This window comes from Methylobacterium sp. WL7, from assembly GCF_008040085.1.
Classification (GTDB): Bacteria; Pseudomonadota; Alphaproteobacteria; order Rhizobiales; family Beijerinckiaceae; genus Methylobacterium; species Methylobacterium mesophilicum.
On the sequence record NZ_VRVG01000047.1, the window covers coordinates 1 to 15,952 of the forward strand.

At 62.5% G+C, this 15,952-nt stretch carries 22 protein-coding genes, 2 tRNA genes and 3 pseudogenes; 19 read left to right on the forward strand and 8 right to left on the reverse strand.

The annotated features are described in order from the left end of the window. The first annotated feature begins 17 nt into the window (after window positions 1–17). The 12 genes and pseudogenes from FV233_RS13925 to FV233_RS13965 all read left to right on the forward strand — a co-directional run bounded on the left by FV233_RS13925 (window position 18) and on the right by FV233_RS13965 (window position 4,299). Window positions 18–93: transfer RNA gene (locus FV233_RS13925), tRNA-Glu, on the forward strand. 506 nt (window positions 94–599) lie between these two features. Then, window positions 600–734: pseudogene (locus FV233_RS31625) on the forward strand (peptidase C14); the annotation flags it as partial. Further along, window positions 729–1,004: pseudogene (locus FV233_RS13935) on the forward strand (YARHG domain-containing protein). The pseudogenes FV233_RS31625 and FV233_RS13935, both read left to right, overlap by 6 nt. Before the next feature lie 383 nt (window positions 1,005–1,387). Continuing rightward, the gene (locus FV233_RS13940; protein WP_147897807.1) at window positions 1,388–1,597 is read left to right on the forward strand and encodes a hypothetical protein; all 210 of its coding nucleotides are present in this window, start codon (window positions 1,388–1,390) and stop codon (window positions 1,595–1,597) included. Next, on the forward strand, window positions 1,594–1,761 hold the full coding sequence (locus tag FV233_RS30330; protein WP_187278108.1) for a hypothetical protein: 168 nt from the start codon (window positions 1,594–1,596) through the stop codon (window positions 1,759–1,761). Before FV233_RS13940 ends, FV233_RS30330 begins: the two co-directional genes overlap by 4 nt. Before the next feature lie 11 nt (window positions 1,762–1,772). Then, a complete protein-coding gene (locus tag FV233_RS30335; protein WP_187278109.1) occupies window positions 1,773–1,925 on the forward strand; it encodes a hypothetical protein in 153 nt (50 codons plus the stop codon). 35 nt (window positions 1,926–1,960) lie between these two features. Then, window positions 1,961–2,035: transfer RNA gene (locus FV233_RS13945), tRNA-Met, on the forward strand. 664 nt (window positions 2,036–2,699) lie between these two features. Then, a complete protein-coding gene (locus FV233_RS31630) occupies window positions 2,700–2,822 on the forward strand; it encodes a hypothetical protein (RefSeq protein WP_281407998.1) in 123 nt (40 codons plus the stop codon). A 454-nt stretch (window positions 2,823–3,276) separates the two neighbouring features. Next, entirely contained in the window at window positions 3,277–3,540 is a 264-nt protein-coding gene (locus FV233_RS13950; protein WP_246689983.1) for a hypothetical protein, read from the forward strand. Further along, window positions 3,537–3,842 carry a hypothetical protein gene (locus FV233_RS13955; protein WP_147897808.1) on the forward strand — a complete coding sequence of 102 codons (306 nt, stop codon included), beginning with the start codon at window positions 3,537–3,539 and terminating at the stop codon, window positions 3,840–3,842. Before FV233_RS13950 ends, FV233_RS13955 begins: the two co-directional genes overlap by 4 nt. A gap of 9 nt (window positions 3,843–3,851) precedes the next feature. Further along, entirely contained in the window at window positions 3,852–4,052 is a 201-nt protein-coding gene (locus tag FV233_RS13960) for a hypothetical protein (RefSeq protein ID WP_147897809.1), read from the forward strand. Next, window positions 4,042–4,299: a hypothetical protein gene (locus FV233_RS13965; RefSeq protein ID WP_147897810.1), complete on the forward strand. Its 258-nt coding sequence runs from the start codon at window positions 4,042–4,044 to the stop codon at window positions 4,297–4,299. The genes FV233_RS13960 and FV233_RS13965 overlap by 11 nt, the downstream gene beginning before the upstream one ends. A gap of 197 nt (window positions 4,300–4,496) precedes the next feature. On the opposite strand, the gene FV233_RS31170 is transcribed toward FV233_RS13965, so the two are convergent. After that, window positions 4,497–4,682 (reverse strand): hypothetical protein, encoded by a 186-nt coding sequence (locus FV233_RS31170; protein ID WP_246689984.1) that lies wholly within the window; start codon window positions 4,680–4,682, stop codon window positions 4,497–4,499. A gap of 234 nt (window positions 4,683–4,916) precedes the next feature. On the opposite strand from FV233_RS31170, the gene FV233_RS13975 reads away from it, so the two are divergent. Together FV233_RS13975 and FV233_RS13980 are read left to right on the forward strand one after the other, a co-directional pair. Then, window positions 4,917–5,849, forward strand: a complete 933-nt coding sequence (locus tag FV233_RS13975; protein ID WP_147897811.1) for a hypothetical protein — start codon at window positions 4,917–4,919, stop codon at window positions 5,847–5,849. A gap of 206 nt (window positions 5,850–6,055) precedes the next feature. Further along, window positions 6,056–6,379, forward strand: coding sequence for a polyhydroxyalkanoic acid system family protein (locus tag FV233_RS13980; protein WP_147897812.1), 324 nt, complete (start codon window positions 6,056–6,058; stop codon window positions 6,377–6,379). A gap of 145 nt (window positions 6,380–6,524) precedes the next feature. Here FV233_RS13980 and FV233_RS13985 read toward each other — a convergent pair whose 3' ends face one another. Next, on the reverse strand, window positions 6,525–6,713 hold the full coding sequence (locus FV233_RS13985; protein WP_147897813.1) for a hypothetical protein: 189 nt from the start codon (window positions 6,711–6,713) through the stop codon (window positions 6,525–6,527). 935 nt (window positions 6,714–7,648) lie between these two features. Between FV233_RS13985 and FV233_RS13990 the strand changes: the two genes are divergently transcribed. Then, window positions 7,649–7,834 carry a hypothetical protein gene (locus tag FV233_RS13990; RefSeq protein WP_147897814.1) on the forward strand — a complete coding sequence of 62 codons (186 nt, stop codon included), beginning with the start codon at window positions 7,649–7,651 and terminating at the stop codon, window positions 7,832–7,834. A gap of 9 nt (window positions 7,835–7,843) precedes the next feature. Here the strand turns inward: FV233_RS13990 and FV233_RS13995 are convergent. Beyond that, a protein-coding gene (locus tag FV233_RS13995) for an IS5 family transposase (protein WP_147897815.1) occupies window positions 7,844–8,598 on the reverse strand; the annotation gives its coding sequence in 2 pieces (ribosomal slippage) (window positions 7,844–8,268 and window positions 8,268–8,598; 756 coding nt in all). 305 nt (window positions 8,599–8,903) lie between these two features. Then, the gene (locus tag FV233_RS14000) at window positions 8,904–10,127 is read right to left on the reverse strand and encodes an IS701 family transposase (protein ID WP_147897816.1); all 1,224 of its coding nucleotides are present in this window, start codon (window positions 10,125–10,127) and stop codon (window positions 8,904–8,906) included. A gap of 75 nt (window positions 10,128–10,202) precedes the next feature. Here FV233_RS14000 and msrA point away from each other — a divergent pair. Beyond that, window positions 10,203–10,721, forward strand: a pseudogene (msrA, locus tag FV233_RS14005) (peptide-methionine (S)-S-oxide reductase MsrA). 57 nt (window positions 10,722–10,778) lie between these two features. On the opposite strand, the gene FV233_RS14010 reads toward msrA, so the two are convergent. From FV233_RS14010 to FV233_RS14025, 4 genes are all read right to left on the reverse strand, one after another. After that, window positions 10,779–10,988: a hypothetical protein gene (locus FV233_RS14010; RefSeq protein ID WP_147853237.1), complete on the reverse strand. Its 210-nt coding sequence runs from the start codon at window positions 10,986–10,988 to the stop codon at window positions 10,779–10,781. 469 nt (window positions 10,989–11,457) lie between these two features. Further along, window positions 11,458–12,090 carry a MucR family transcriptional regulator gene (locus FV233_RS14015; RefSeq protein WP_308447717.1) on the reverse strand — a complete coding sequence of 211 codons (633 nt, stop codon included), beginning with the start codon at window positions 12,088–12,090 and terminating at the stop codon, window positions 11,458–11,460. 50 nt (window positions 12,091–12,140) lie between these two features. After that, entirely contained in the window at window positions 12,141–12,320 is a 180-nt protein-coding gene (locus FV233_RS14020) for a hypothetical protein (protein ID WP_147853238.1), read from the reverse strand. Between the two features lie 16 nt (window positions 12,321–12,336). After that, on the reverse strand, window positions 12,337–12,969 hold the full coding sequence (locus FV233_RS14025; RefSeq protein WP_147853239.1) for an acyl-homoserine-lactone synthase: 633 nt from the start codon (window positions 12,967–12,969) through the stop codon (window positions 12,337–12,339). 172 nt (window positions 12,970–13,141) lie between these two features. Between FV233_RS14025 and FV233_RS14030 the strand changes: the two genes are divergently transcribed. From FV233_RS14030 to FV233_RS14040, 3 genes are all read left to right on the forward strand, one after another. Beyond that, the gene (locus FV233_RS14030; protein WP_147853240.1) at window positions 13,142–13,873 is read left to right on the forward strand and encodes an autoinducer binding domain-containing protein; all 732 of its coding nucleotides are present in this window, start codon (window positions 13,142–13,144) and stop codon (window positions 13,871–13,873) included. 44 nt (window positions 13,874–13,917) lie between these two features. Then, a complete protein-coding gene (locus tag FV233_RS14035; protein ID WP_147853241.1) occupies window positions 13,918–14,148 on the forward strand; it encodes a hypothetical protein in 231 nt (76 codons plus the stop codon). A 405-nt stretch (window positions 14,149–14,553) separates the two neighbouring features. Beyond that, the gene (locus FV233_RS14040; protein WP_147897817.1) at window positions 14,554–15,858 is read left to right on the forward strand and encodes a nucleotide disphospho-sugar-binding domain-containing protein; all 1,305 of its coding nucleotides are present in this window, start codon (window positions 14,554–14,556) and stop codon (window positions 15,856–15,858) included. Window positions 15,859–15,952: the final 94 nt, after the last annotated feature.

Sequence of the window (15,952 nt, forward strand, 5' to 3'; positions counted from 1 at the left end):
GCCCCGGCCTAGCCAAAGCGCCCTTCGTCTAGCGGTCCAGGACGTCGCCCTTTCACGGCGAAAACACGGGTTCGATTCCCGTAGGGCGCGCCAGGGTTTTCCGTGCGAAATCAACTAGTTAGTCGCCGCGGCGGCAACGCTGCGGTGTGGCCGAACTAATTTCGGCCTAATATCTGGCGTGGCCCGATAGCTGCCCTAGCCTGATTCGGACCTGTGTCACAGCCATATAGCGGGGGTGGCGTGAGCCCGTGGCGTATTGCCTGTGAGCCAGTCTTTTGAAATGAACGGCCGACGAACCGTGATCTTAGCTTCGGTGTAGCGGTATCCTCCGAAGGCAAAGGTCACACGTTCGAATCGTGTCGGGTGCGCCAATCTTCTTAATGACTTAGCAGGGATCGACCCTGATGCAGAGACCCGCGGTGTAACCAGAGTGTCACTGCGCCGGGGCTCCGCCTAGTCGTTTCCCGCTTCTTCAACTGCTTCTGTCCGCGGCCGCGATTCTCGCGACCGCCGCAGGTTGGCCGGCGCTGGCCCAGGTTCAACAGGAAGCGTTCAGCTACCCTGTCGGCCTCAATCCCTACGGCGACAACTTTCTGGCGCTGCGCAGCCTGCCAAGCGGCACTCAGGGCGTCCGCCTCGCGCGACTCGGGCCCGACACCCTTTTCACCGAGCTCGGCCGCCAGGGCGGCTGGGTGAACATCCAGCTGCCGTCCGGCCAGACCGGATGGATGAGCGCAAAATACGTCGGCTGCTGCCGCACGGCCGCGAGCGGCCACATTGCGCCGAGCGGATCCGCCTCGTCATCGTGCGAGTAGCTGTGGTCCGAGCGGAACGCGATTTTCAAGGCCGCGGGCTACTGCTTCCGCACCCCCAAGGCCATTCAGGCGTTCGGCAATGCCGGGTGCCAGTTCGACGACGATGCGGACGTGCCGCTATCGACGCGCCAGCGGGAGCAGGTAACTCAGATCCGGGCTACAGAGCGGCAGCTGGGCTGCGCACGGTGACGGGCCGGCCAGGGGTCGCGTGCGGCACCGCGAGGATCCTGAGGGGGCGAACTGATGCTCCTCACCGAGCACCTCAAGGCTAAGGGCTACCTAAAATAGCTGGTCTTCTCCTCGGATCGCAAACGCCTTCACGTCGGTGTTTGGCGTGTCGTCGAACCGCATTTCCGTTATACAAGCAGTATGTCGACGCCACCTACCCCCGGAGAGCCGAAGCTGCGAGGGCGCCCTCGTGGCAGGAATTTCGCCACGCCGTTCCCCATGCGGTTCTCGGTCGCTCAGCTGGACGCCGTTGACGAGTGGCGACGCAACCAGCCAGACCTTCCATCGCGCACGGAAGCCGTTCGCCACCTCGTCGACGTGGCGCTGAAGGCGAAGCGGTCCTGATGAGCGGCCACGTCAACGCCATCGCCAAAGCCGCGGCAGAGGCTGTTTTGCGAGATCGCATGCACGTTGCAGCGATTGATATGCCGCCGACCGTCTCCGATGCACTGGATGCTTGGATCGCAGATCAGCCCAATCCGAAACCCTCGCGCCAAGAAGTAGTCCGCGAAGCCCTCACCGCGCACTTGAAGACGAAGGGCTACCTGACATGAGGCCGGAGCCGCTGGCCGTGGGGCTGGGCATTATGGTCGCGGCGGTGGCCGCGGTCAGGCTCCTCCACGAGGTGGGCTACCACTACGCCGGTGTCATGATCCTGCTGACCGGGCTGCTTGTCGGCGGCCTCATCACGGTGTTGGGTAAAGCACGGGCGAACTGACGGAGCCGATCGTGAACCCCTACGTGCTCGCCACCATGGCTGCGCTGCTGACGGCCTGGATCGGTATCGGCGTTCTCGTGGTCGCCTACGGCACACCGCTCGGCGTCGCCTTTTACGTCCTGGCCATCGTCGCTACGAACCCCAGGGTGTGGCGCCTGCGCTGAAGCCGGCGTCATCTCCATCGAGGAGAATGGCGAGAAGCCTGTAGCTCGATGGTTAGAGCCGACCGCTCATAACGGCCTGGTTGCAGGTTCGTGTCCTGCCGGGCCGACCATATCAGGCGAATAGGCCAAGGTACCTGGCCAGCACATAGGAAAGATACAGTGCGGTCATTCCAGTGATCACGACGGCAGACGTGATCCGCCAGCGATCAAGGTACCCGGCATCGCGATCCGCATGAGCGGTCGCGCAAGGTAGACAATATGTGTGACCCGGCTTCGCTGCGGTACCGCATGATCGACATGCGCTGATCGCCAGCGATCTCTCGTTTGCAGTCATCCTGCGAATGAAAAGCCGCCCGCCGCCCCAGATCCGAGCGGCTTTGCTATTTGCAGTCAGCCTCATGCGAACACCTGCAGCCCCGTGTCAAAGCAGGGTGCAGTACTGGACTTAAATTCCGGTGTTTTGGCGGCATCGATAAGCGGCCATGATCACTCCGGCATTGTAAGGCTTAACGAACGGTCAAATCTGGGGCCCTTGTGACCACCTACGGCACGCCGCTCGGTGCCGCCCTCTACGCTTCGACCATCCTGTTCACAAACCGGGGCGTGTGTCGGCTGCGCTGACATCATCTACCGCCGCATGGAAGAAATCTTAAGAGCAAAATACCTCAAAAGTGCCGATCCCGGGCTCCTCAGAATTGCTTAGCCGATACCACCCGCAGCAGGCGGATCGACGCGAAACCAAATCATTCATGGGAAGTTGGATCCTTCAACAATATGTTGGAGGAAGCCATGCTGATGTTTTTGGTCGGGGTTGCCTGCGGCCTGATGATCCCGCTGGCAGTTGTGATTGTTGGCGCCGGCACGCTCGGTGCTGCAACTAGTATCTTCAACGATTGATACTCTCTTGCCTGCAGTAGGATCGAAAACACCGGTGCGGGCAGGCGTATCCCTCGAAGCGGCCGGCGTCATCTTCATCCAACAGAACGGCCGGGGGCCGCAGGCTTGCGGCGGGTGCGATGCTTGGTTCTCGGCGGCCAAGCGCCGACATCATCCAACTGTTCCAGAATGTATGAGTCGGGATTGCGGCCCATCATGTGCTGCCTTGCCCGCCAGTCGCGTTGCTGCGGCGAGAGCAGGTGGATCCAAGGCGGCGGTCCGTTTGGGTCGACGACCCGGTCCTGATCGTCATGCATAGGGGTCTGCCTCGGGTTCGCGGGTGACAGAGACTACACGAGATCGGTGTGGCCTGGGTCTGGACGCGAGCTCAGAGAGCGCCTGGGCGCGTGAGGCCAGCCACACGGACCTCTTATGCCGCCTCGACGACCGTTGCCCTCTCGCGGTAGGGGCAATCATGGCTTCCACCCTGACCGTCTCCGACCTTTCTAAATCGAAGGAGGTCACGGATGCGCAAGTGAATGCTGCGGTCGACGCGGTGCTTGCCAATCCAAACACCGGACCGTTCGAGCTGGCTTCCGGCTGGGTCCTGGACGTCACCACGGCCGTTAAGGCGGACCGGCATGCGACGGCCACTCTGAAGGAGCCGACAGCAAGACCGGGCAGCAGACGAGCTGCGGTCAGATCTGCGATCCTGCTCGCACAACCGGTGAAGTCATGAGCGACGATACGCCGGAAGCCGGAAACGAATGGCAGGTCCGCCTCGTGGCCTTTCTGCTGCCGCACCTGCGGGGCGACGATGCCGAGCGCGAGATTGCCCTCAACGCTGTGCTGACGGCGTTGGACACTGCGCATGCAGAGGGGCTGAGGCGCGCGGCTCGCTTCTGCCGGACCGTGGCAGCCGGCGCAGTGGAGCACGGCGAGGCCGCTGACGCTCTGGCCAGCAGCATCGAGCTGATGGCCGCGCAGGAGGATGCTGAGACGCTCGAACGCGCCCGACAATCGCAGGATCAACCGCGGTAGCTCGAACGGATGCCTCAGACCCTCACCGGCTGGATCCTGATCGCCGCCGTCCTGCTCTCGGGCATGGCAGCGGGCTCGACCGCGGCTGGCATGCTCGATGACGTCCTCGGCGATGGCGCTATCAAGCGTCGCGAAGTGGCTGCGCTTCTGATGCTCTTATCGTTGATGGTGGCATCGGCGCTGCTGCTGTGGCTGACCAATGGACGCTGAGCGGACGCCGACCGAACCGCATGCACCGATCCGTGGCCGCGCGCTCCTGGCGCTCCGAGCCTGTGCCGCCCAGCCGCAGGGTCTCCGGCATGAGGCCTATCCGACCTACATGCCGATGCTCAACGAGATGGGGTTGGTCGAGGAACGACACGTGCGCGGGGTCGGGCGGTCGCAGCCGGCGTGGTTCCTGACGGCGGCCGGGCGGGCGGTGATCGCAGAGCTCGAGCCGAACGAGGCGAGGGACTAGGCGCCCTTCGCCTCGAACTCCCAGATCGGCGGGCCCCATTCCTGACCCTGCCAATTCCGGTAGACCGACGTCCGCTCGAACAAGACCCGAGTCCCCTCCACGCCGACTACCTTGTCGCTGGCGATCATCAGCGCCCCGCAATAGTCGACCCGGAGGGTGCCGTGCTGCGGGTGGACGCCGAACAGCTGCTCCGCCGTCTAGCCGAGGGCGAGAGCGTCGGCACCGAAACGGTCGTAGAAATTGATGGCGGCTTCCCGGACTGCCGCCCAGCGCACCAGCGGCATGTAGCGGCAGGGCGAGGCGCGCTCAGCGATGCGGTCGAGCTGGTCGCGCCAGGTGGCGACGGTGGGCGGGAGATCGGCGAGGTTGGAGCTAGCTGACATGTGCCCCGCAGCTGCATTATTCACCGGTTGTCAAGCGACTAGGGGTCACCATACACATAACCGTGGAAATCAGCCCAAGCCGCTCAGATCTGAGCGATCGTGTGGAATGGCCGAACCAAATGACCGACCGCAAACCGCCGCCTGCTCCGCCACCCAAAGGTGACCCGTCCCGGCAGTCAATGCCGAAGACGCCTGAGCTGTCGCACGTTTTTGCCAAGAACCTTGAGGAAGCGGATGCCATCAAGCGAGACGCTGCCAGTCGAAGAGATCGACTCCGGCGCGGATTACGAGGGCCCACCGCCAAATTCAGTTTATGATTTCATCTATCAAGACGTCAGGCGAATAGGATCTTTTCTTGCTCAATTTGAAGAGCACGGCGTTCGGCAGCTGATCAAAGCAACCGAGGCGGTAAGTAAAACCGAGAGCACGCGCTCTACGGCCAGCGGAACCATTTCAGTTCCGCTGGTTGGTGGAGGTGGGGGCTCGGTAGATCTATCGGCCGCCAGTGAAAATAGAGACGCTGCTGAATACACCTTTGATCCGTTGTGGACTAATGCTCGGCGGCTACTTGATTATTTGACGCAACATGAATTGCTGAATAAGGAAATTTGGGAAACTCGGCTGGGCTCTTTTGTTCAGCTGGAAGGCGCGCTTGCGATCATTGACCCGAATCTCGCCAAGCCGATAATAAAGGTCAAATCTATTAAAGAGACGATGAGGAAGAGCATCGTGGCGGGCCTGAGCGGGACGCCGGGTGAGCGGAATAAAATGTTCGATGCATTTGTTGATCTGATAGATGTTATGCAGTCATCAGTACAGGCGCATTTAAGTGGAAGCAATTTCACTGCATGGTCCGCTCTGTCTGAAACCGCGTTATCTATAACAAGTTCCGATTTGGCTTTGAAGCATGGTTCTTTCATTCCAGGAAGGTGGACGCTGGTTGGAATCCTCGATGCATTCCCTGACCCAAAGGCAGAGCCGACTCCAGAAAACCCTGAGCCGCAGACTATGGATGACGTTGTGGCTGAATTTGCCGGCACGATGATCGGCACAATGACGGCTCAAATCACTTCAGTTTCCAGAGAATTGGTAGGCAGGCCTAGAAACTTCTTTGGGGTCACGCCCTTGGTCATATTCCGTGAGGTTTCTGCGGTCGGCTCAGCCTAAGCCAGCCTGCAGATCTGAAAAAGCCCGCGCCGGCGAACCGGGCGGGCTTCTCCAGATCCGACGTCTCGGGGGAAAGCAGTTCGGACCCAGGTAGGCATACCTCAACGCTGCGCCAAGAACGCTCAACGTGGCATCGCTCAAAGCACATAATTACCGAGGCTTAACCGAGGCCCGTCAGCGTAAGCAGGTCCAACCCTGGTAGGCAGATGCCGAAGCAAATTACTTTAGCGATCCCCCACCATCTCAGCGCCAATGAGGTGCGGAGGCGACTTGATCAGCAAACCGACTGGGCACTGCGTCGGCTCGAACGTGAGAACATCACCGTAGCCTTGACGGACTGGTCTCAGGGGTGCCGGACTTTCACCGCTCGCGCTCTCGGACAGGACATCCGCGGCAAAGTCGTGGTGGCTGACGACAGCCTTTGGCTTGAGGCGAAGATGCCGTGGACGATCGGCATTTTGGCCCCTGCGATCGAAGCGGTGGCCAAGCACTACGCTGCGCGTCTTCTTGCCCCCGAGGGCGTCGCCTGAAACGAAAAAAGCCCCGCTCGGCGGCCGCCGGCGGGGCTGAGGTTGGCCTGAGAGGAACCGCGGGAGGCTTCGCAAGCCGCGGGCCAGGGATTTGTACGCTCGACCCCACCCCGATCTGCTCACGGGCGGGGCGGAAGTCGACCGATCAAAAGCGGCGCATGTGCTCTCCGAGTTCGAGGCGCATCCCCGCTTCGAAGCCGATGTGCCATGCCCGGACTTCAGCGGTTCGCATGCCGGCTTCCTGGTGCCCCCGGGCCACAATGATCCCGACCAGCTCTAGCCGGCGCACGACGCCCTCAACGCTGCCTGTCTCCGGGCTCAGCGTCTTGACCATCTCGCTCGCTGCAAGCCGGCCAGCTTTTTCGCCTCGGGCTGTGGGAGCTAGCGGCTTGCTATGCGGCGGCATGGGTCTCGATTACCTCACCTCAGTGAGCCGATACGCAACGCGGCTCGTGAGACAGGATGGGGCCGGGCGGTTACCGAAGCGTGCCAGCCGAGGTGTCAGTTGCAAGCGTAAGTACAAAGACGGATTGCCGCCGGCAAAGCGGGGACCATTTCTATCATCAGGTACACCACCTGGAGGCGCGCTATGTCATCCAAGTTCTATGTTTTCGAGAGCGAGACTGAAGCTCGGGAGTACGCCGCAAAGCACGGCGACAAGGCCCATATCGTCTATCGCGGTGACTACCGCCGAGACTGGCTGGTTTCGGTCGCTGAATAGCTCCAGGGCGCGGGCACGAAAAAGCCCGCCGCGGCGCTGGGCCGGGCGGGCGATGAAAATATACGGCAGCAGCGCGAGCGGCTGGGCCGAGCAATGGCCTATCGAGGCCTAGCGTGACACCAGCGACATTGCGATGACACCCGAACGGCCAGTTTCGGCATAAGGTCGGGCGACGATCCTTGAACGAAAAAGCCCCGCACGGCAGGCGCCGGCGGGGCGAAGGTAAGGGGCCTCCTGGTGCGTTACGCCAGGCGGCGGGTCGAATCGTATCAGGGCTGCGAGCATAGGGATGCTCGCCCCGATGACAGATCGGGTCACCTGACGGCTCATTCCGCCATCGACAGATGCCGCCCGTGGTTCTCGACGATGTCGCGGAAGAGGGGGCCGGTAGCCAAGGCTGTGCCCTCGCCTAGCGGGCCTTCATCCGAGTAAACAAAACGCGCCTGACGATAGACCGGTTAACAATCTGTTAACCAAATTTGTTAACATATCATTAGGCGCCGAGATCGGACGCGAGGCAGCCTCTTCGAGCAGAGGGTCAAAATCCCATGCGCTTCTACTTCGATTTTGAGAATGGCGAGGAAGCTGTCCGAGATAACAGCGGCTTCGAAGCGGCTAGTCTGAAGCAAGCGCTGGCCGATGCTCTAGATGTGATCCTCGAAGTGGCCGAAGAAACAGCCGAAAACCGTCCGGATGATACTTGGACATTGGTAGTGCGGGATCAGACTAGGTAGGGGACTCATTCAGGTCCATGCGACGACACAGGAAACGAGCGCGACTGCGGCGAGATAGTTGCAGGCCAAGCGGTCGTAGCGGGTCGCGACGCGCCGCCAGTTCTTGAGATGACCAAACAGGCGCTCGATCCGATTGCGCTGCCGATAGGCGATCCGGCTGTACTTGTAGGGGACGGTTCGGGTGGCCGTGGACGGGATGGTGGCGATCACCCGGTGGCTCTTAAGCCAATCTCTCAGGCTCTGCGCATCGTAGGCCTTGTCGGCGATCAGGCGCTTGGGCGGCACCACGGCCTGCACCAGAGGCAGCGCCATGCTGATGTCGGCCACGTTGCCGGGCGTCAGGGCGAACGCAACCGGTCGGCCACGACCATCGGCCAAGCCATGGATTTTGCTCGTGAAGCCGCCGCGCGAGCGCCCGATGGCCTGGCTCCAGGCCCCCCTTTTCCGCCCGATGCCGAGCGGTGGGCCTTCACGTGCGTGGCATCGAGCATCAACGCGTCTGGAACAGGACCTGCGGCTGCGATCTTGGCAAACAGCCGTTGCCAGATCCCGCGCTGCGACCACCTGTTGTAGCGGTTGTAGATCGTCGTGTGGGGCCCGTAGGCGGAGGGCGTATCCTGCCAGCGGCAGCCGACCTTCAGGACGTGCAGGATGCCGCTGATCACCCGCCGGTCGTCGACCCGAGGCTTGCCGGGTTGGCCGTGCGGCAGGTGCGGCTCGATCCGCGCCCAGGCTTCATCCGAGAGCCAGAACAACCGTGCCATCGCGATCCTCCTGCGCTGGAAACCTCAAACTCAGGAAGAAAACGCAAGAGAGCGCAGATGGTTGTATGAGTTCCCTACCTAGCATTACAGTTGCGTTTTTTGGCTTTTTCGTCGTCGGCGTGTTTTGCTGGGCTTACGGCGGTGACGCCCTTTGGCGTCTGACGCTCGGCGTTTGAGATGAGCGTTTCGGGCAGCCGCCTGATGCGCGCGTCGCCAGAGCGACCACGCGATGACGTGGGCGGGCTGGATGCGCCGCTGCGCCAGCCGTACGGCGAGGCGGCGGATCTCCTGGACCGACCAGCGGATCAGTGAGCGCCCAGCCTCGGGGGGCGTGATCTCATCCTGGCTCGTCTTTTTGGGGGCGGCGCGTTGGCGTGATGGCGGATCACCGCCAGCAGGGCGAAGGCCATCATCACCAGGCTGACGTGCCGGTGCCAGCCGTGCCAGGAGCGGGTCTCGTTGTGAGCCAGCCCAAGCTCGGTCTTGGCGGTCTCGAACGCGTCCTCGATCGTCCAACGCTGGCCCTCGACCGCCACCAGGGTTGCGATCGGCGTGCCGGCCGGGCACCAGGTCGTGAAGTATGCCCGCTCGCCATCGCTCAGGCTGCGGCGGATCAGGAGCCCGCGCGTCCACACGCCGGTTTGGTCGTCGTCGGCGCCAGCGAGGTCGGCCAACTCGCAATAGGCCCAGTCGTACAGTCGTGCCCCCTTGGTCCCCTCTCCCGCCGACAGGCGCGCCCAGGCCGACGGAGCGAGGCTGTCGGCGATCACCTCGGCGGTGCCGGTCACAAGCGGCTTGCCGACCCAGGAATTGAACCTGTGATCGGTCTTGACCCCGAGCACATAGCCCTTGCCCGCGCGGCGTAGCGCTTGTCCGATGTCGCCGACCCCGTAGACGGTGTCGGCCGCCACCCAGGAGAACGGCACGCCGGCGGCGATCGCCCGCTCAATCATCGCCAGCGCCAATCCCGGCTTGGTCGAAAAGCTCGTGCCCTCCGGCACGTGGGCGGCGGCTAATCGGGCCGGATCCGAGGTCCAGGTCTTGGGCAGGTACAAGGCCCGATCGATGAACGCATGACCGTGCCGCGAGGCGTAGGCCGCGAACACGCCGATCTGACAGTTCGTGATCTTGCCGGCCGAGCCGGTGTACTGGCGATGCACGTCGCACGAGGCTTTACCCTGCTTGAGAAAGCCGGTCTCGTCGAGAACCAGAACCGCGTCCGGGTCAGCCAGGGTCTCCAGGGCATAGTCCCGCACCACGTCGCGCAGAGCATCCGCATCCCAGCGTCCGCGCCCGAGCAGTGCTTGCTGACGCCAGGGCCCGGGATCGCCCGCGGCTTCCGCCCGCATCCAACCCGTCTTGCGCCGCTCCGCGCCGAGCAGCCCGTCCAGGAATGCCCCGGCCGAGGCCGCGACCCGCTCCTGCGTAAACAGCGGGCGCAAGCGTCCCTTCACCTCTCGCAGCGACGAGGCCCACAACTCCAGCGTCGCCTCGATCGAGGTCCCCGATGTCCATGATGCGCGAATCATGGTGACGCAGAGAGTCAGAACCTCGTCGAAAATGCAACTGTAATGCTAAGGCTGGAGGAGCTTACGGAGGACGACATGGGTAGTGAGAGAGCGGTGCTGGCAGGGGGATGCTTCTGGGGCATGCAAGATCTGATCCGGCGTCAGGAAGGTGTGATGTCGACCCGGGTCGGCTACACCGGCGGGGACGTGGCGAACGCTACTTACCGCAACCACGGCACTCACGCGGAAGCCATCGAAATCGTCTAGGACCCGACACGGACGACTTTCCGGCGCGTGCTGGAGTTCTTTTTCCAGATCCACGACCCCACCACCCCGAACCGCCAAGGCAACGACTGGGGCCTAAGCTACCGTTCGGCGATCTACTACACCGACGACGACCAGCGTCGGGTTGCGGAGGACACCATCGCCGACGTCGACGCATCCGGCCTGTGGCCCGGGAAGGCCGTGACCGAGGTGGCGCCCGCCGAAGACTTCTGGGAGGCCGAGCCAGAACACCAGGATTACCTGGAGCGGCGGCCCAATGGGTACACCTGCCACTTCGTCAGACCGAACTGGGTCCTTCCCGTAAGATCTGCGGTCGCGCAGAACGCCTGATTGCGCCTAAAGGCGTTGGCGCCTCTGAGCGTCAACGCCTCAACGATGGGGTCGCGATTATCGTAAGGTCGCGGATTCCCCGTTCTCGAGACGCCTGTCCTCGCCATCGGGACCGCCCCGCGCGACGTGGTCGTTTAGGCGGCCCAGGTGCTCGAAGACGTGTTCGAACGCTGCGGTGACAGCCTTCTCGAATGAACCGTCGCCCTTGCCTTGGGCGTCCTTGAGGGCGCCAAGCAGAGCGCGATGCTTCTCGGTATCGGCAGACATGCGTTTCTCCCAGCCGGCGACTGTACCGACTCGGTGAGCCAAGCTCCTTCTTCGGTGCCGGTTCCTGAAGGGTGATGCCGGCTCCGACCTCAGGGCGCCGTTCACCACCGGTCATGCGAAGAGCGGGCTTGGCAAACAGCCAGCTGCTTTCCGGGATGGAGGACCTGACCGGATAGCCCGTGCCGAAATCGTTCGACCCCGGCATCAAGCATCTGATCGTCGCAACCTAACCGCTAGAGAAAAGACTGCTTCCCACCAACTGAGAGAAAAACTACGCGGTGCTTTACCACCCGTAGCGCCGTAGACCTCACCGTTGACGTGGCTCCCCCCTTAAAAGTAGCCCTCCCTGAGGTATGGCTTTGAGCCATGCCGAGGTTGACCCCGTTTGTGATCAACGGCCTATGCAAGTTCTCGGGCTATCGGATGCCCCTCCGGATCTTGGTTCGGGCGAAAGGTGAGCCTCCGGGTCTCATTCTGCGGCTTGTTGTGGGTGCCGAACACTCCGTGCCCCCGGTACCCCAAGACCGATCGCCTTTGCGATCGCCGAGCGTTGCTCGGCGTAGCTGGGGGCCACAGTCGGGTAGTCGCTGGGCAGGCGGTAGCGGGCACGGTACGTCTCAGGCGTAAGGCCGTGGGCGGTGAGATGTCGCTTTAGGGTCCGGTACAAACGTCCGTCGATAAAGCTCATGATGTGGTCATTCTGGACCGATCTGCGGATCTGAGCAGGAGTCGGGACTTCAGTGGTTGCGATGGCTGAATGGAGTTCGTCTGATGGCTGCTCCAGGTTGCAGAGTGCCCAATGAATGGACTCGAACAAACCTGGCAGATCAGCGGCTGCGATGTGATTGTTGGTGACATAGGCGGCCGTGATCTCAGCTGCCAGCTCAAGGCATGAGTGTGGCAGTAATTCTTGAGAAGACATTTTAGTCATTGAAGCTTTCCTCACATGGCCCCCTGCCACCGGCAAAAGCATAAGACTGATGCCACTTGCTGGGCTTTCGTAGCGCCGGTAGATATTTTCAGAAATAAGTGCCCTGTCGCTGGATTTTTGACGGATTCCAGCGACAGGAAGATGATGTTGATAGGCAAAGCAAGCTGCCAATTGTCGTGAATTTTAGGTCCTGTTACCTGGGGATTTTTTCAAAGCGATCGTCATTTTAGCTTGGAAAGGAGAAATCCAAGTTCGATCAGTACGACGTCAACAAGTTCGCGTAGCTTCGGGTCAATAAGTTCGTTAACGGTTTGTCGAAGATCCAGGGCTTGCTCGGCGGCGCGCCTTATGAGCTCACCCCCGTCATCGACATGGCTGCCATTGGCCAGCGCGTTGCTCATGACATGGTGGCCTTCTTCAGCTTGCCAGCCGGGCAGCGACCCGGCTTTCTGGCGCCAAGACCGAGTCCGTGCTTCCGCGCATCTTTTGCAGCTGTCGGAGGCTGCGGCCGTCGAAACCTGCATTGACCGCGACGATCTCGACGTCATCGATCATCTGCGGAAGCCCAAGTGGTAGGGCATGGATATGCAACTGAAGCAGCCGTAGAAGCCAACTCGTCGGCATTTCGGAGACGAAGCCTTTCAGGCCTCGAGGCAACCCCCACTCGACGATGCCTGTGAGAATGGCCAGGGCTGTTGGATTAAGCCGACGGCCCGAGGTGCGAGCGGAACCGGCGACGCCGATCCGACTCCATTCGACGATATGCGGTGAGGAGGGTGGCACGCCTTCGCAAAGCTGAGGCAAATGCGTGGAGAGAACGTAGGGGCGTGCGGTTGGAAGAAGCCTGGAGTATCCCACAACCTCATTGTCGTCGACTGCGAGAAGATGGACGGCGTGCTCGTCGTCAAACTCGTCGATCTCACGCTTGTCATCGCGCGCGATTGCTGCCCAGCCCATCTCCTCCACGAAAATCCTATGCCGCAGGCGCCACGCTTGCTCCATTAGGTCTCGGTTATGATCGATATTCGCGGCAGTGATGACTTGAATCATGAAACACCTCCGTGCTTGGTGTGCCCGCCCGACAAGGCGCGCGACACCACGCAAACGCGTGGTGTCCGCCCGTTTGTTGCGCGGTGTGGGCTATTTCCGGAGATGAGGTCTCGGTGCTATCGTCAGTTGAACCGCGGCTCGAAGCTTTCGAGAGCAGACGATTGGACCTGTCGTGAGCCGAAAATCACTCGATCACACGCTCAAGTTGCTCAAAGAGCTTGACCGAGCTGTCAGCGTTCCCGAGGTGGTTTCAACGGTACACCGCCAACTCGCGGGTTTTGGGATCGACGCGATCATCGCCGGGCTTCTCCCTACATCTTCCGCCCTGACCGGCTTCAACCGGCAGTTCCTGGTGATGGAAAGCGTTCCCGACGAGTGGCGGCAACGGTACCTGCATCGGCGCTACGCCGCACACGATCCGATCGTCGTTCAAACCCTGCACAGGCAGACGGGATTTGGCTGGCGCGACCCCGCACTTCCGTCGCCGACGTCGGAGACCGCTGTTCAAATCATGAACGAGGCGGCCGAGTTCGGCCTTAGCGACGGCTACACGGTCCCCCTGACGACCGTCGAGGGTGAGATCGGCGGGATGAGCTTTGCGGGCCGCCGGCTCGAGATAGCCCCTGAGCATCGCGGAATGCTGACGCTTGTCGCGAGCTACGCCTTCGGTCACGGCCTGCTTGTGCGCGGTCAGCCAATCGAACAATCCGCCGGCCTTTCACCGCGCGAGCGTGAGACCCTTCAGTGGACCGCTGAAGGAAAAACCGACTGGGAAATCGGCGAGATCATGGGCATCTCGGAACACGGGGTCGACTCACACCTGCGCGGGGTGCGCACGAAACTTCGAACACGCAATCGGGCGCAGTCTGTTGCCGAAGGTTTCCGGCTCGGTTTGATCGTCTAGGTACGGGGCATCCCGCATCGGCCGACAGAGAATTCGAGTAGCCCTTGGCGCACGACGAGCGAGACGATCATCTTCTGCGATTGATTGCGGCAGCCCTCAGCGTACCTGTGCAAGCGTTTGCGACTGAAATTGCTGTCGAACTGGACAAGGCCGGTGATCTGCACGGCACATACCTGCTCGCCAGGTTGATCCGGGCTTTCCGCGCACTTCCGAACGACGATGAGCGGCTCGAGGCGCTCCGCATAATCGAAGAACGAACAAACCGGACGTCTTGACGCAGGCCGCACATCACACGCCGATAATAGATGGTTCCGGGCGCCAACGTCTGGGCGGCCACGAACGACAGGATCTGGCCGAAAGCGCACTGTCTGCTTACAAGCAGCAACGCAGAAAAGCGGACGGCCCACCGTCAACATCATGCGATCAGGTCAAGGCGTCTCGCGAGATTTGGAGGCGCGTGGTTCCCTGAAGGAACACCAGAGCCTACGCAAGGCAGCGGCGCAGGCCCGGTCGGCCACTAATTACGCCTGTAACCTTATCGCCGATCGGCGAAACGCTGCGGTCATACGCAAGGCGCAGACACCCGGTCAGGAGCAGGGACCGTCGTTCACCACCGAGCACGGAACAGTGCAGCGCGTGCGACCGACCAGAACCTGCTTTGTCGCCGTCACGGGTCCTCCATGAAAATCCTCTTTGCCGCTACGCCGGCCGCCGGCCACCTCAATCCGCTGCTGGCCATCGCCCGCATGGCCTTGGCGCGCGGCGACGAGGCGCTGGTGGCCACGGCCGGGTACCTCCGCCCGTCCGTCGAAAAGTCCGGTGCCCGCTTCCTGCCGCTCGCCGCCGGCGCTGACATCGACCTCACGCGGATCGAAGACGTGTTGCCCGAACGCGCAAGTCTCCCCCCGGGCCCGGAGCAGCTCCGCTACAATTTCGAGCGTATCTTCCTCGACCCGATGCCGCCGCAGGCCGAGACGCTGCGCAGGATCATAGCGTCCGAACGTCCCAACATCATCGTCGTCGACGATCTGTTCTTCGGCGCGACGGCCCTGTTCCTGGACGAGGGGACGCCCCGGCCACCGATCGTCGCCTGCAGCATCACGATCATGGTGGCCGACAGGCCGGACGGGGCTCCGACCATGATCGGGTTGCCGCCGGCACGCGACGAGGCCGCGCGCGCGGCATACGCGGCCATCGCAATCGAAGCCGAACGTGTGTTCGGTGCGCCGGTCCGCGCTTACGCGGATGCCAAACTCGCCGAGATGGGCCTGCCGCCGTTGCCGTGCTCGGTGCTGCATTCGCGCCATCTCATGGCCGACGCCGTCCTTCAGACGACCGTACCGGCGTTCGAGTACGATTTCGGGGGCCTGCCCGACCACGTCCGTTTCGTCGGCGCACTGCCCCCTCCGCCGCAGCGGGACGCCGCCTTGCCGGATTGGTGGGGCGAACTCGATGGGTCCAAGCAGATCGTGCTCGTGACCCAGGGGACCGTCGCCAATACCGATCTCGGCGAGCTGATCGAGCCGACCCTATCCGCACTCGGCACGCGCGACGACCTACTGGTGCTTGTCACCACCGGGTTCCGATCAGTCGGGAACATCCGCGGACCGATCCCGAAGAATGCTCGTCTCGCCGAGTTCCTCGATTTCGCGGTGCTCCTGCCGAAGGTCGACGTGCTGGTCACCAATGGCGGTTACGGGACTGTGCAGCTGGCTCTTCAAGCCGGCGTCCCGATCGTGGCGGCGGGGCGCACCGAGGACAAGGCCGAGGTCGGCGCCCGGGTGGCGTGGTCGGGCGTCGGCATCGAGATCCCGTCGCAGCGGCCAGAGGCTCGAGACCTGCGCGCGGCGGTCGATCGGGTCCTGACCGAGCCGTCCTTCGCCGAGCGCGCGCGGGCGATCGCGGCGGATATGGCGGCGATCGATACGCCGGCGGCGATCCTGGAAACGCTGGACCGCCTCGTCGCCGAATCCAAGGCGACCTGATCCGCTCCGAGAGTCCCGGCACCACGAGACATCGTCTCACCGCCTGACGGAAGCACGCCGGCGACGCCGAAGCGACCCTCGAAGGGCCCTGAGC